This window comes from Ornithinimicrobium faecis, from assembly GCF_023923225.1.
Classification (GTDB): domain Bacteria; phylum Actinomycetota; class Actinomycetes; order Actinomycetales; family Dermatophilaceae; genus Ornithinicoccus; species Ornithinicoccus faecis.
The window spans coordinates 1,192,740-1,207,223 of the sequence record NZ_CP099489.1 but is presented as its reverse complement, the minus strand read 5'-3'; the positions used below and the strand labels follow the sequence as shown (position 1 = coordinate 1,207,223).

At 68.6% G+C, this 14,484-nt stretch carries 12 protein-coding genes; 4 read left to right on the top strand and 8 right to left on the bottom strand.

The genetic code is table 11. From position 1 onward, the window contains the following. Positions 1 to 2: 2 nt before the first annotated feature. Together NF556_RS05665 and NF556_RS05660 are read right to left on the bottom strand one after the other, a co-directional pair. Positions 3 to 692 carry a hypothetical protein gene (locus NF556_RS05665; RefSeq protein ID WP_252594516.1) on the bottom strand — a complete coding sequence of 230 codons (690 nt, stop codon included), beginning with the start codon at positions 690 to 692 and terminating at the stop codon, positions 3 to 5. Between the two features lie 1,420 nt (positions 693 to 2,112). Continuing rightward, positions 2,113 to 2,280, bottom strand: coding sequence for a hypothetical protein (locus NF556_RS05660; RefSeq protein WP_252594515.1), 168 nt, complete (start codon positions 2,278 to 2,280; stop codon positions 2,113 to 2,115). 274 nt (positions 2,281 to 2,554) lie between these two features. On the opposite strand from NF556_RS05660, the gene NF556_RS05655 reads away from it, so the two are divergent. After that, on the top strand, positions 2,555 to 2,971 hold the full coding sequence (locus tag NF556_RS05655; protein ID WP_252594514.1) for a hypothetical protein: 417 nt from the start codon (positions 2,555 to 2,557) through the stop codon (positions 2,969 to 2,971). Positions 2,972 to 3,375: 404 nt separating this feature from the next. Here the strand turns inward: NF556_RS05655 and meaB are convergent, their stop codons facing one another. From meaB to NF556_RS05630, 5 genes are all read right to left on the bottom strand, one after another. Next, positions 3,376 to 4,353 (bottom strand): methylmalonyl Co-A mutase-associated GTPase MeaB, encoded by a 978-nt coding sequence (meaB, locus tag NF556_RS05650; protein ID WP_252594513.1) that lies wholly within the window; start codon positions 4,351 to 4,353, stop codon positions 3,376 to 3,378. Continuing rightward, entirely contained in the window at positions 4,353 to 6,539 is a 2,187-nt protein-coding gene (scpA, locus tag NF556_RS05645; protein WP_345780141.1) for a methylmalonyl-CoA mutase, read from the bottom strand. The genes meaB and scpA overlap by 1 nt, the downstream gene beginning before the upstream one ends. Beyond that, positions 6,536 to 8,389, bottom strand: coding sequence for a methylmalonyl-CoA mutase family protein (locus NF556_RS05640; protein WP_252594512.1), 1,854 nt, complete (start codon positions 8,387 to 8,389; stop codon positions 6,536 to 6,538). The genes scpA and NF556_RS05640 overlap by 4 nt, the downstream gene beginning before the upstream one ends. Positions 8,390 to 8,840: 451 nt before the next feature. Next, on the bottom strand, positions 8,841 to 9,365 hold the full coding sequence (gene purE, locus NF556_RS05635) for a 5-(carboxyamino)imidazole ribonucleotide mutase (RefSeq protein ID WP_252594511.1): 525 nt from the start codon (positions 9,363 to 9,365) through the stop codon (positions 8,841 to 8,843). Next, positions 9,358 to 10,566, bottom strand: a complete 1,209-nt coding sequence (locus tag NF556_RS05630) for a 5-(carboxyamino)imidazole ribonucleotide synthase (protein ID WP_252594510.1) — start codon at positions 10,564 to 10,566, stop codon at positions 9,358 to 9,360. The genes purE and NF556_RS05630 overlap by 8 nt, the downstream gene beginning before the upstream one ends. Positions 10,567 to 10,701: 135 nt before the next feature. On the opposite strand from NF556_RS05630, the gene NF556_RS05625 reads away from it, so the two are divergent. The 3 genes from NF556_RS05625 to NF556_RS05615 are packed head-to-tail and all read left to right on the top strand — an operon-like array spanning position 10,702 to position 13,455. Continuing rightward, a complete protein-coding gene (locus NF556_RS05625) occupies positions 10,702 to 11,199 on the top strand; it encodes a GtrA family protein (protein ID WP_252594509.1) in 498 nt (165 codons plus the stop codon). Positions 11,200 to 11,224: 25 nt separating this feature from the next. Further along, positions 11,225 to 12,199, top strand: a complete 975-nt coding sequence (locus NF556_RS05620; RefSeq protein ID WP_252594508.1) for a threo-3-hydroxy-L-aspartate ammonia-lyase — start codon at positions 11,225 to 11,227, stop codon at positions 12,197 to 12,199. After that, entirely contained in the window at positions 12,196 to 13,455 is a 1,260-nt protein-coding gene (locus tag NF556_RS05615) for an MFS transporter (protein ID WP_252595727.1), read from the top strand. Before NF556_RS05620 ends, NF556_RS05615 begins: the two co-directional genes overlap by 4 nt. Here the strand turns inward: NF556_RS05615 and NF556_RS05610 are convergent. Then, a complete protein-coding gene (locus NF556_RS05610; protein WP_252594507.1) occupies positions 13,428 to 14,477 on the bottom strand; it encodes a sensor histidine kinase in 1,050 nt (349 codons plus the stop codon). The genes NF556_RS05615 and NF556_RS05610 overlap by 28 nt on opposite strands. Between the last annotated feature and the right edge of the window lie 7 nt (positions 14,478 to 14,484).

Below are 14,484 nucleotides of genomic sequence, written 5' to 3'. Positions count from 1 at the left end.
CGTCATAAGTGGCCGGGACCGCCAGCAGCAACGGTGCCTCGTCGGCGGTGAAGACCTCGACGGGTCGGGCCTGGGGTGCTGCCGTGGATCCGCATCCCAGCCCGCTGCGTGCACCGGACCTCTACCTTTGCTTGAGCATCAGCTAGGTCGGTAAAGGTCTCCCCTGCCCAGAAGTTGCCGCGCACGTACTGCACCTCCCGCTCGACGCGGGGTTTGTCCTTCGGTGACCGGACTCGGGCGGGGTCGGTGACGAACCCGGCATGCTGGGCGTAGTCCAACCAGCCGGTGGACAGGCGCGGGTTGACCGGGTCGGCGTCGGTCACGACCGGTTTGAGGTTGTCGGGGATCAGGACCTTGAAGACCCCGCCGAAGAAGACCCAGGCGCTTTGGCAGCCGGCGATGACCACGGCCAGGGTTTGGGAGTAGCTCAACCACACGTACATGTGCCGTGAGTAGGCGGCGGTGAAGATCAACGCATGGACCTTGCGTCGCCGCCCGTCCTCCGGGTCGGTCAAGTAGCCCATGTGACCGAAGTCGATTCGCAGCTCGGCGCCCGGCTCGCCGTCGTTGACCCGGACAGTGGTCTCTTTGACCCGGTACCCGCACCGCTCGGTAGCGAAGCGGTGCAACGTGCGATACGGCACCACGCACCCCTGCCGGGCCAGCAACTCCTCGATCTTCACGATCGACAACGGCTTGGCGTCCGCGTCCTCGCCCGGCGACCCAGCCCCGGATCTGCTCCTCGAACCCCAACAGTGCCTCCCACGCCGGGCCGTGCCCGTTCGGGCGGACCGGACGCACCGCCGACACGACCGCGGCGATGAGCTCGTCGTCAACCGCGCCCAGACCAGCGGACCTGGCCAGCACGGCCTCCTGGGCAGCAGCCACGTACCGCCGAGCGGTCTTGCGGTCCACCCCCGCCCGCTCGGCGAGCGTGCGTAACCCGGCCCCATCGAGCCAGCCACGCAGCACTTCCTTGACTTCAATCACGCTGACCTCCCTGAATCCCACCGCTCGTAGACCTCCGTCTCGGCGACGCTGACACGCTGATCCAACGAGCGAACCGAGAACCCACCGGCAAGGCACGCCGGGTGGTCCCATAACTGGCAATCCAGGCGGTCGCATGAACCTGGCAGAAACCGCTCAGAGCGGTCCCATGCTCACGGCAGGCGACAGTCGTGAAGGTAGCGTCAGGCACGTCGAGGTCTTCCGGATGGGGCGTGTAGGAACCTCCATCATCGGAAGACCTCGACACTCATCCCGGCATCGACGCGCCCACCCCAACTACACCCTCAACTGCGAAGAGCCGCGAAAGTCCAGCTTCGCGACCACGACCTCGGCGATAGCTTCGGGCCTGCCCGCACCTAAAGCCTGGGGTTGCCCCACCCTGTTGCCGGGCGTAGCCTGCGAGACAACAACAAGGGAGTTGTCATGGAACCCCGATTGATTCTCGGTTTTGATGCGGGATGTGGATCTTGTTCCGGTCTGGCTGAATCGGTGCGACAAGCAGCAGGTGGGCGGCTAGAGGTGGTGAGCCTTTCTTCCGCCGAGATGACAGGGTGGCGGCAGCATAAGTTTGGACCCGAGGCGCCGTGGGTGCCCACCTTAGTAGTTGTGAAGGGTAACGCGCCCGCACGCGTGTTCACGGGGGTACGGCTTGGGGTAATGCTCAGCAGATACTTGCGACCTTCCCAAGTATGGGCCGTCTCCGTGGCCCTCGGCACGCAACGGCGTCAGGCTCCGGTATCACCGACGCTCAATCGTTCGCAATTCGTCAGAGGCGTTGGTGGCGCTATCGCGGTAGTTGGACTTCTTGCAGCGCGCCCTCCAGCATCTGAGCAAAGCGTGAACGAAAACAGCGAAGATCGCGGGTGGCTGGTCGACCTAGACATAGTCAGCAGCGAGGAAATCTCCCAGTCGGAAGCGCGAGCGTTGATGTCGTCGGCGGTTGCGTCCGACCTGCCGAGTATTCTGGCGCACGGGGCGCAGCACGACCATCTCGGCGCACTCGACCTAAGGGGTGCAGCGTGGGCCTATCAGAGCGCCGAAAAAAGTGCCGCTTTCTTGGGAGTCCGGCACCGAACGGCGCGAGGTGACGAGCTCGTTGCGTTGTCATACCAACGCGAGGGTGATGCTGTTGCATTCTACCGACTCAGTCCCGGCCAAGGGCCTGAGAGGACGTCGACAAAGTTGCTGCGCGTCGAGGAGGTGCCAGTTGGCGGCGACCCAGGCGAAGTCCAGGTTCGGTTGATGGTTGGCGAAGAGGATGGCATCCTTCACGTGCCCACCGCCAAAGCCTGCACCCGGAGTAGTCAATGCGGATCTACGTACTGCTACACATGCAAGTGCAGCGTGTGGAGTTTGAGTTGCATTTTCAACTGTTGCGCGCCGTGTACCCTCGCGTGCAGTCCTCCTAAGTGGATGTGCCTTGCATGTGCAATCGCATACTGTCCGATCTGCCTGGCAATAAACCGGTGCTGCACAAGTTCCTACTGTGCGTACCGCCCAGGAAAGTACTGTTGAGAATGCGTACGAGTTGCGAGGAGGATCAACCATGAGCCGCAACGTGCTACGGGGGGCCACCATGGTGGCGGTGGCCTTAGGGGTAGCCGTGCTGAACTGGGATGCTGGGACGTTCATGCCGTCGGGACCAGCCACTCACACCTTTCTTGTGATCTACGTGCTCGGCGGTCTCCTTCTGGCTGTCGCGATGCTGGGCGACGGCACTCGAGCGGATCAAGGACCGGCCTTGTTCGCGGCGGCTGCTGCGAGTGGCCTGGTCGGCGGAGCCGCCGTCGTCGCTACGGACTGGAGCGGTGCAGCGAACTCCGGGGCGTACGGAGCATTGTGGGTCGCCGTCCCGCTGGTAGCGGCTGGTGTCCTCTGGTGTGCCAGAATAGTTCGCGCGAATCGAAGTCTCTCCCATACGGGTGATGTGAAGAGCCGATCGGGAGCCAGCGCACAAGGCTGAGGTATCCCGCAGCGCCGGGCTGAACCAGTTGAGTTGGCTGCGGCCTGGGGATGCGTCGCTTCCGCAGCGCTGATCGTCGCGTCGTCCACATCAAAGGACACGATGCGCGTCAGCTCGCCCAGATGGGCAGCAGGAAACGGATCTACCGGTCCAGACACCGGGTAAGGCGCGGCAAACTCGGAAGCAACGGAGCTCCATTGGTGGCAGGGCCGGCTTATGTGGAGATCCCTTTCCTACCGGGAGTTCCGTTATTCATTCCCGCGAGACGCCGACCCACCAGCCAAACGAGCGACACCAGTCACACCCTGCTTTGTGAAGAGCCTGATTGCCCAGTCAGGGATGCGATGACGTGGTCCCGGAAAGCACTGGCTGCGGGCAGGCTTCAAGCACTAGCCATCAAGCGCTCAACCCCGGTCGTAGGCCGCCAGGATCAGGTCCGCGGCAGCCACCGCGGTCAACTCACCGGCAATCACGCGCTCACGCACCTCGCCGCGCACGCGTTTGACCTCGGCGTCGGCAGCCAGCCGGGCAGCCAGCTCGTCACGCACCAGTGACCAGGTGAACTCCAACTGCTGGTCGGCCCGCTTGTCGGCCAGGCCCCGGTCGCCGAGAAACGCCCGGTGCCGCAGCACCCGCTGCCACACCTTCTCGATGCCGCTCCCCTCCACGGCCGAGCACGTCAGCACCGGCGGCACCCACGACTGCGTGCCCGCATAGACCAACCGGAACGTGCCGGCCAGATCCTTGGCGGTGATCTCGGCCTCGCGCACCCGGTCCCCATCTGCCTTGTTGACCGCGACCACGTCGGCCAGCTCCAGGATGCCCTTCTTGATGCCCTGCAACTGGTCACCCGTGCGCGCGATCGTCAGGAACAAGAACGTGTCGACCATCCCAGCGACCGTCACCTCGGACTGCCCCACCCCGACGGTCTCCACCAGCACCACATCAAACCCCGCCGCCTCCAGCACCGTGATCGACTGCGCGGTGGCCCGGGCCACCCCACCAAGGGTGCCGGCGCTCGGCGAGGGACGGATGTATGCCGAGGGGCTGGCTGACAGGTCAGCCATCCTGGTCTTGTCCCCCAGGACCGAGCCCCCGGTCCGGACGCTGGACGGGTCGACCGCGAGCACGCCAACCCGCTTGCCCTCACCGATCAGCCAGGTGCCCAGCGCCTCGATGAAGGTGGACTTGCCGACCCCGGGCACCCCGGAGATGCCGACCCGCACCGCTCCCCCGGCGTGCGGGGTGAGCTCGGCGAGCAGCTCGCGGGCGGCCACCCGGTGGTCCGGGCGGCTGGACTCCACGAGCGTGATGGCGCGGGCCAGCGCCGTGCGGTTGCCCGCCAGCACTCCCTCGGCCAGCGCCGCCGGGTCGATGGCCATCAGTGCCCGAGGTTGGCGTTCAGCCGCTCGAGCAGCGACAGCGCGCTGTCGGCGATGACCGTGCCCGGCAGGAAGACGTCGGCTGCCCCCATCTCGCGCAGCGTCGCGACGTCATCGGGCGGGATGACCCCGCCGATGACGACCATGATGTCCTCGCGGCCCTGCTCGGCCAGGGCCTCACGCAGGGCGGGCAGCAGGGTCAGGTGACCCGCGGCCAGCGAGGAGACCCCGACCATGTGCACGTCGGCGTCGACGGCCTGCTGGGCGACCTCCTCCGGCGTGGAGAACAGCGGGCCTACGTCGACGTCGAAGCCCATGTCGGCAAACGCGGTGACGATGACCTTCTGCCCGCGGTCGTGCCCGTCCTGGCCCATCTTGGCGACCAGGATGCGCGGGCGGCGCCCCTCGGCGGCCTCGAACTTCTCGGTCGCGGCGACGACCTGCTCGACGTTGCCGGCTCCACCGGCCTCCTGGCGATACACCCCTGAGATCGTACGGATCACGGCCCGGTGCCGCCCATAGGCCTGCTCCAGCGCGAGCGAGATCTCCCCGACCGTGGCCTTGGCACCGGCCGCGTCCACGGACAGCGCCAACAGGTTGCCCTCCAGCGAGCCGTCCTTGCCACCACCCTTCTCGGCGCTCGCGCGCAGCGCGTGCAGCGCCGAGTCCACCTCGGACTGGTCCCGCTCGGAACGCAACCTCTCCAGCTTGGCCAGCTGAGCGGCATACACCGCGTTGTTGTCCACCTTGAGCACCTCAAAGGGCTCCTCGTCGGCCACCTGAAAGGTGTTGACGCCGATGACCGCCTGCTGGCCGGAGTCGATCCGCGCCTGGGTGCGCGCGGCCGCCTCCTCGATGCGCATCTTGGGCAGCCCCTCCTCGATGGCCTTGGTCATGCCGCCGGCCGCCTCGACCTCCTGGATGTGGCCCCAGGCGCGGGCAGCCAGGTCGTGGGTGAGGCGCTCGACGTAGTAGGAACCGCCCCACGGATCGATGATCTCGGTGGTCCCGGTCTCCTGCTGGATGAGCAGCTGGGTGTTGCGGGCGATGCGCGCGGAGAAGTCGGTCGGCAGCGCGATCGCCTCGTCCAGGGCGTTGGTGTGCAGGCTCTGGGTGTGGCCCTGGGTCGCGGCCATCGCCTCGATCGCGGTGCGCCCCACGTTGTTGTAGACATCCTGCGCCGTCAGGGACCACCCGGAGGTCTGGCTGTGCGTGCGCAGCGAGCGCGACTTGGGGTTCTGCGGGTTGAAGTCGTTGACGAGCCGGCTCCACAGCGCCCGGGCCGCGCGCATCTTGGCGACCTCCATAAAGAAGTTCATCCCGATCGCCCAGAAGAAGGACAGCCGCGGCGCGAAGGCGTCGATGTCGAGCCCGGCGTCCAGGCCGGCTCGGATGTATTCGACGCCGTCGGCCAGCGTGTAGGCCAGCTCCAGATCGTTCGTGGCCCCGGCCTCCTGGATGTGATAGCCAGAGATCGAGATCGAGTTGAAGCGCGGCATCTTCGCGGCAGTGAAGCTGAAGATGTCGCTGATGATCCGCATCGACGGCGCCGGCGGATAGATGTAGGTGTTGCGGACCATGAACTCTTTGAGGATGTCGTTCTGGATGGTCCCGGACAGCTGCTCGGGGGCGACCCCCTGCTCCTCCGCGGCGACGATATAGAGCGCGAGCACCGGCAGCACCGCGCCGTTCATCGTCATCGACACGCTCATCTGGTCCAGCGGGATGCCGTCGAAGAGCGTGCGGGTGTCATAGATCGAGTCGATCGCCACCCCGGCCATGCCGACGTCGCCGCGCACCCGCGAGTGGTCGGAGTCATAGCCGCGGTGGGTGGCGAGGTCGAAGGCCACCGACAGGCCCTTCTGCCCGGCGGCCAGGTTGCGACGATAGAAGGCGTTGGACTCCTCTGCGGTGGAGAACCCTGCGTACTGGCGGATCGTCCACGGCTGGGTGGCATACATCGCCGGATAGGGCCCGCGCAGGAAGGGCGCGATGCCGGGGTAGGTGTCCAGCGCGTCCAGCCCCGCCAGGTCCTTGGCGGTGTAGAGCGGCAGCACGTCAATCCCCTCGGGGGCGGCCCACGGCTCGGTGTCGGCCACGGCCCGCTCGTATGCGGAGTGGTCGGGTTGGGCGGGCTGGTCACCGTTGAGGGGGAAGCCGGCGAAAGACTTCGGGATGTTCGTCACGGGGTGACCTCCGGGCTCGTCGCGGCACCGGGATCGACACGGGAATCGATCGCGAGTCGCTCTCGGGTGCGGTGCAGGAAGGCCAGGGCGTCCAGGCCCATGGCCGCGTTGTCGTCGACGTCCAGGCCCTCGACCGGCCGGCCAGCGAGCACGACGTGCTGGGCCCCCGCCTCGCGGAGGGCAGCGACCAGATCAGGTCCCCACTCGGCATACACCTTGTCTGTGCCGGCGAGCGCGACGACGGCCTCGCTGTTGTAGGCCGCGAGGACCTCCTCGACGCCGCTGGTGGCACCGACGGTGCGGGCGGTGATGCCTCCGGCCGTGAGCAGGTTGGTCAGGAAGGTGGCGCGGGCGGTGTGCTGCGCGACGGTGCCCATCGTGGCCACGAAGATCGGGGTCGGTGCGGGTTGGTCGCGCAGGGCCTCAAAGTCGGCGCCGTTGCGGACCACCTCACGCGGGACCGCATAGGCCCGGCGCTGCGGGAGCGTCTCGGCCACCTGCGGGAACTCGCTGAGGCCGGTGATGGGACGTGCCCGCGTCGCCACCTGCTCCCGGCGCGAGGTGACGACCTCGGTGATCGCCTGATCCCAGCTGCCGTCCTTGAGGTCGTGGATCAGACCGCCGCGCTCCTCGACCTGGGTGAACATCTCCCAGGCTGCGGCAGCCAGGTCCTCGGTCAGGCGCTCAACGGCGTGCGATCCGCCGGCCGGGTCGGTGACCTCGGCGATGTGCGCCTCTGAGGCCAGCAGGCTGGAAGTGTTGCGGGCGATGCGACGGCTGAACGACTCGGGCAGACCCAGCGCCTCATCGAAGGGCAGCACCGTCACGGAGGCTGCTCCCCCGACGCCGGCGGAGAACGCGGCGACGGTGGTGCGCAGCATGTTCACATAGGGGTCATAGCGCGTCATCATCGGCCGTGAGGTGACGGCGTGCTGGGACTGGCCGCGCAGCTCTGGCTCGACGTGGCTGAGCTCGAGGACGCGGGCCCAGAGTCGGCGGGCGGCCCGGAACTTGGCGATCGTCGGGAACTGCTCCGCTGTTGCGGCATAACGGAACTCGATGAGCCCGGCCGCTGTGTTGGCGTCGTGGCCGGCCTGGGCGAGCAGGCGCAAATATTCGACCCCCGCCGCGATCGTGTAGGCCAGTTCCTGGACGTCGGAGCCGCCGCGATCGTGCACGGCGGTGCCGTCGACCATGATCGCCTTGAGGCCCTCGCGCACGGCGAGGTCGGCGACGTCGCGGACCACTTCCTTGGCCATCGGACGCTTGTCGCGGTGGCCGATCGGGTTGGCGCCCAGGTTGGTGCCAGCGGCGGGCTTGACCCCCTTGTGGACCAGGTGGCGCACGAACTCCGAGGCGGCCAGAACAGGGCGCTCTGGCGCGTCGAGGATGACCGGGGCGAGGTCGAGCAGGACCGGCTCCAGCACCGTGCCCAGGTCCTCGATGGCGATGCCGCCCTCGCCGACCACGAGCCACAAGGAGTTGACGCCGTTCTCCAGGTCCTCGGTGACGTGCTGTGCCGTGAGCTCTGCGTCGGGGTCCTCGAACCGTGCCCGGATGTCCCAGGCTCCGAAGGGGCGGGTGGCGGTGGCGCCCCGGGTGAACGGCGCCTGGCCCGGCAGTCCCGGGTCGGGCAGCTCGGCAGAGGTCTCGGGGGTGCCCAGCGGCAGCACCGGGATGCCGTCGAGCGTGGTGCGCGTCAGGGTGCTCCACGCCGCGGAGTCGGGGTCGTCACCGGTGAGTCGGCCGCTCTTGCGCAGCACCGCGGCGACAGAACTCTCCCAGTCCTCCTGGGACGGCCCACCGTCGGGGGCCAGGGGCAGCTGGTCAGCACTGGGCGGGGTCGACATGCCCCGATCGTAGTGCCCCCATTTTCCGAGCCACTGTGCAGGTCCCTCCCCATTTTGATAGAGGTTTCGCACGCCCAGCCCGGCTTTTGATAGAGGTTTCGTACACCCACCCCAGGCGGGCCGATGGACCGCGAGAGTATGCCGACCGCGACCGCGATCGAGACGTCAAGCTCGGACACGCGATAGACCTGAGCCGGGATCATGCCCGCCATCGGCTTCTCCAGCGACGCGGCGGCCGTGCTGTCTCGCACGACCCAGGCATAGATCTGCGGACCGGACTCGCCATGCGACCAGCTGATTCGTGCAGCCCTCATTGAAGGCCGGGCCCACGCCACAGCTATAGACGGTGCCGGCCTTCTGTTGCGTGCGCGACCGGCGCCAGCGAGCGTGCGAGACCTTTATCAAAAGCCGGGGTGGGCGTGCGAGACCTTTATCTTTTTGCGGGGGGGGGTCAGAACTGTTGGCGGAGCCGCTCGCCCTTGGCGTGGGCCTGGTCGCGCAACTGCGAGGCGTATGCCGACAGCGCCTCCCGCAGGCGCGTCGCCTCGTCCCCGTCCCCGGCTCCGAGCATCCGCACGGCGAGCAGACCGGCGTTCTTGGCGCCGGCAACAGAGACGGTCGCGACGGGGATGCCGCCGGGCATCTGCACGATGGAAAGCAGCGAGTCCATGCCGTCCAGGTGTTTCAGCGGCACAGGCACGCCGATCACCGGCAGCACGGTCACCGACGCGAGCATGCCGGGCAGGTGTGCCGCTCCCCCGGCCCCGGCGATGATCACTCGCAGCCCGCGCTCCTCGGCGGTGGCGCCATAGTCGATCATCTCCGCCGGCATCCGGTGCGCGGAGACGACGTCGGCCTCAAAGGCCACGCCGAACTCCTCGAGCACCTGGGCCGCGGCCTCCATGACCGGCCAGTCGCTGTCGCTGCCCATGACCAGTCCAACGACCGGTCGTCCTGAGTCGGCGCGCTCACTCATCGATGACTCCCTGCAGATAGTCGGCGGCGTGCCGGGCGCGCTCACGCAGCGCCTCGAGGTCGCCGTCGCCGGTGACGGTGACGTGCCCGAGCTTGCGGCCGGGGCGCACGCCCTTGCCATAGAGGTGGATCTTCAGCCCGGGGTCGCGCGCCATCAGGTGCCGATAGGTCGGATAGAGATCCGGGTGCTCCCCGCCGAGCACGTTGGCCATGACCGTCCACTTCTGCCGCGCGGACGGGTCGCCCAGCGGCAGGTCCAGCACGGCCCGCAGGTGCTGCTCGAACTGGCTGGTCACGGCACCGTCGATGGTCCAGTGCCCGGAGTTGTGCGGCCGCATCGCCAGCTCATTGACCAGGTATGCCGAGGCACCGGTCTCCCCGTCGGTCACCTCGAAAAGCTCGACGGCCATGACCCCGGTCACGCCCAGCTCACCGGCGATGGTGAGCGCCGCCTCGGCGATGGTGGCGGCGAGGTCGTCGTCCAGGTCGGGCGCGGGGGCCAGCACCTCCGTGCAGATGCTGTTGGTCTGCACCGTCTCCACCGTCGGCCAGGTCGCGGCCTGGCCGCTGGGGCTGCGGGCCACCATGACGGCGAGCTCGCGGGTGAAGGCGACGGCCTCCTCCAGCAGGACGCCCTCGCGCATCGGGCCCTCCTGGCCGACCACGTCAACCCAGTCAGCCACCTCCTGGGCCGAGCTGATCCGCCGGACCCCCTTGCCGTCATACCCGCCCCTGGGGGTCTTGGCGATGATCGGCCACCCCACCTCGTCGCCGAAGGCCGTGACCTCCGCCTCCGTGGTCGCGGCGGTCCAGCGGGGGCAGGGGATGCCGAGCTCGGTGAGCCTGCGGCGCATGACGATCTTGTCCTGGGCGTGCAGCAGCGCCTCGGGACCCGGGTGAACCGGGACACCGTCGGCGATCACCGCAGAGATCACCTCCGACGGGACGTGCTCGTGGTCGAAGGTCACCACGTCGACGTCGCGGGCAAACGCGCGCACCGCCTCCAAGTCGGTGTGGTCGCCGACCGGGGCGTGCGGCACGACGAGCGCGGCCGACGCGGTCGGCGACTCGGCCAGGATGGAGAGGGTTAGGGAGAGGGCGATCGCGGGCTGCTGCGACATGCGCGCCAGTTGGCCCCCGCCGATGATCCCGACGACTGGAAAGCCGCCCTCTGCGCGCAATGGTCCAGGTGCCTCGGTCACGTTCGTCACCCTAACCCGCGAGCATGAGCCGTCCCGCACCTGCCGACGGCATTCCGACGCACCTTGATCGCCCGGGTTGGATGGTGGCCGTGAGGGAGGGGAACTTCTCGGCTCTGCCGCACGTAGAATCCGGTCGTGACCCAATCCCGTTCGACGAGCGACACAGGGCTCGTCGGCAGGATCCGGCGGGCCTATGACCTGCTGGCCCGCGAGGTCGCCAAGTTCGGCACGATCGGGCTGCTGGCCTTCATCCTCGACACCTCGCTCTATAACTACTTCGTGTTCGGCCTGCCCGGCGCCGAGGCAGTGGGTCCGCTGCACGACATCCCGCTGCGCGCCAAGATCCTGGCCACGGCGATCGCGACGATCTTCTCCTGGCTGGGCAACCGCTACTGGACCTTCCGGCACCGCCGGACCACGGCGGTGGCCAACGAGTTCCTGCTGTTCGTGTGGTTCAACATCCTCGGCCTCGGCATCGCCGTGGTGTGCCTGGGCTTCTCGCGCTATGTCCTGGGGCTGGACAGCCAGTTGGCCGACAACATCTCGGCCAACGGCGTGGGCCTGGTGCTGGGCACGCTGTTCCGGTTCTGGGCCTACCGCACCTATGTCTTCAAGGGCGAGGCGCTCTCCTAGCCCGACGCTGGCTTAGCCTGAGACTGTGCCCACTGACTCGCTGCCGACCTTCCCGGACGTCGAGGCCGCTGCGGCCGTCGTGGCCCAGCACGCACACCGCACCCCGGTGCTGCGTTCCCGTCGGCTGGACGCGCTCGCCGGGTGTCAGATCCACCTGAAGGCCGAGCACCTGCAGCGCGTCGGGGCCTTCAAGTTCCGCGGGGCGATCACCGCCCTCTCCGCCCTGGACGCCGGGCAGCAGCGTGCCGGTGTGGTGGCCTTCTCCTCCGGCAACCATGCCCAGGCGATCGCGCTGGCCGCCCGCGAGCTCGGGATCCGGGCGGTGATCGTGATGCCCCACGACGCCCCGGCACAGAAGGTCGCTGCGACGCAGGGCTACGGCGCCGAGGTCGTGCGCTACGACCGCTACACGCAGGACCGCGAGCAGATCGCGACCACCCTGGCGGCCGAGCGGGGCCTGAGCGTGATCCCGCCCTATGACCACCCGCAGGTGATCGCCGGCCAGGGGACCGCGGTCATGGAGCTCCTCGAGGACGTCGGCGAGCTGGACGTGATCGTCACTCCGTTGGGTGGTGGCGGGCTGTTGTCGGGCAGCATCCTCGCGGCCGGGGCGCTGGCTCCGCAGGCTCGGGTCTACGGCGTCGAGCCAGCAGCCGGTGACGACGGGGTGCGGTCCCTGCGAGCGGGCCGCATCGTGACGATCGAGACCCCGCGCACACTGGCGGACGGCGCGCAGACCACACACCTGGGCCACCTGACCTTCCCCATCATCCGCGACGGCGTCACCGACCTGGTCACCGCGACCGATGACGAGCTCGTCCAGACCATGCGGGTGCTGGCCTCCGACCTCAAACAGGTCATCGAGCCCACCGGCGCACTCGCGCTCGCCGCAGTGCTCTCCGGCGCGGTGCCGGACACGGCGGGCACCCGGGTCGGCGTGGTGCTCACCGGTGGCAACATCGATCTGAGCCGCTTCGCCGAGCTGGTGGGTGCGCCCTGAGCGACACCGTTCACGGCCAGCCACCACGACCGCGGATCCCCCACGAGATCTGGATCCTGGTCGGCGCCGCCTTCGTCATTGCGATCGGCTTCGGCATCGTCTCGCCGGTGCTGCCTGCCTATGCCCGCTCCTTCGATGTCGGGGTCGCCGCCGCCTCGGTCATCGTGTCTGCCTTCGCCTTCTTCCGCCTCGTCTTTGCCCCGGCCGGCGGGCTGCTCGTCTCGCGCCTCGGGGAGCGACCGGTCTATCTGATCGGCCTGATCATCGTGGCCCTCTCCTCGCTGGCCACAGCCTTCGCCCAGTCCTACGGCCAGCTCCTGCTGTTCCGCGGGCTCGGCGGCATCGGCTCGACGATGTTCACGGTCTCGGCGATGGCGCTGCTGGTCCGCCTGGCCCCGCCGTCGGCGCGTGGCCGGGTCTCCTCGGCCTATGGCTCGGCCTTCCTGATCGGTGGCATGGCTGGCCCGGTGCTGGGTGGGGTGCTGGCCGGCTGGGGCATGCGGGCCCCGTTCATCGTGTATGCCGTGGCCCTGTTCATCGCGGCCCTGGTCGTTGGCATCGGGCTGGGTGGGGCACGACTGCGCCCGACACCGGAGCAGAAGGCTCGGCCCACGATGACGCTGACCCAGGCGTGGAGGTCACCGGTCTATCGGGCGGTGCTCGCGTCGGGCGCGGCGAACGGCTGGACCAACTTCGGGGTCCGGATGGCGGTGCTCCCGCTCCTGGCCGCCGCTGTGCTCGACCGCCCCTGGGTCGCCGGTGCGGTCCTGGCCACCAGCGCGGTCGGCACTGCGGTGACGCTGCAGCTGTCCGGTCGCTGGGTCGACAGCGTGGGCCGTCGCCCCCTGGTGCTCTCCGGGTTGCTGGTCATGGGGGTCTCCTTCGGGCTGCTCGGTCTGGCCCTGCACCCTGTCCTGTCCACGACCCTGGGGCTCGGGGTGCTGTTCGTGTTGTCACTCACGGCGGGCGTCGGGGCGGGCCTGGTCAACCCCGCCCAGCAGGCGGCGGTGGCCGACGTCGTCGGTCAGGACCACAACGGCGGCACGGTCCTGTCGACCTTTCAGATGTCTCAGGACAGCGGCGCGATCGTGGGGCCGATCCTCGTCGGCCTGGTCGCCGACCAGTTCGGTTTCGGAACGGCCTTTGCGGTGACCGGGGCGATCTGCCTGCTCGGCGCGATCCCGTGGCTGCGTGCGCCAGAGCCCCTGACCCACCACGCCACCCGCGCTCAACGCGAGGACGACATCGACACATAGAGCGTGAAGATGGCCGGCTCGGCCTGGGTGAGCTCGAGGCGACCACCGAAGGACTCTGCGGTCTCGCGTGCCACCGACAGGCCCAGGCCTGTGCCCGTGCCGGTGGTGGTGCCGCGCTCAAAGATGACGCGGGCCAGATGGGCTGCGATGCCTGGCCCCTGGTCGGTCACCTCGATGACAGCCGAGGGACCACTGCGGTGCGCCTTGACCTGCACGTCGCCCTGACCGTGGGCCAGGGAGTTCTCGACCAGGGTGTTGAGGATCTGCGAGATCGCGGACGCGCTGGAGCGCACGATCATGCCCCGCTCGATCGAGGAGCGCAGCGCCCGCCCGGTCCCGGCAAACGCGGGCTCCCACTCCTTGAGCAACTGCGTCAGGACGGTGTCGAGGGACACCGACCGGCCGCCGTCGCTGTGGCCGGCTCGGGTGCGGTGCAGCAGATCGTCCACGACGCCGGCCAGCCGCTCGGTCTGTCCGATGGCGACCTCGGCCTCGTGCCGCACGGACTCCAGGTCCTCAGCGTCGCTGATCTCCTCCAGGCGGAGCAGCAGGGCCGCGAGGGGGGTGCGCAACTGATGTGAGGCGTCAGCGGCAAAGGAGCGCTCAGCGGTCAACGCCCGCATGAGCGCGTGGTGGTTGCGGTCCAGCACCAGCGAGAGGGTGTCGATCTCCTCCATGTCGGAGGTGAAGGGGACCAGCGACTCGGTGATCGGCTCCAGGGCGAAACCGCCGGCGCCATACTCCTCGGCGCGCTGGGTCAGTTGCCGCATGGCGTGCGCCGTGCGGGCCGAGCGACGCTCAGCCAGCCGCAGATTCGCATACCAACTGACGGCCAGGACCACCGTGAGGGTGAGCGCGATGACGAACACCGCCACCCAGGGCGCGACCAGAGGGTCGCCATAACCGACCCGGTCACGCTGCACCCGATACATCACGAACGCGACGATCCAACTGAGACTGGCCCCAAACAGCGCCGAGCCAACCCCGGCGACGAGAGCCAGCCAGCGGAACTCGGCGCCCACGGGAGGT

Bases quoted from the DNA above. Each gene is read 5' to 3' on its own strand.
- meaB (WP_252594513.1), bottom strand. From the start codon at position 4,353: ATGGCCATCGACCCGGCGGCGCTGGCCGAGGGAGTGCTGGCGGGCAAC.
- NF556_RS05655 (WP_252594514.1), top strand. From the start codon at position 2,555: ATGAGCCGCAACGTGCTACGGGGGGCCACCATGGTGGCGGTGGCCTTA.
- purE (WP_252594511.1), bottom strand. From the start codon at position 9,365: ATGAGTGAGCGCGCCGACTCAGGACGACCGGTCGTTGGACTGGTCATG.
- NF556_RS05640 (WP_252594512.1), bottom strand. From the start codon at position 8,389: ATGTCGACCCCGCCCAGTGCTGACCAGCTGCCCCTGGCCCCCGACGGT.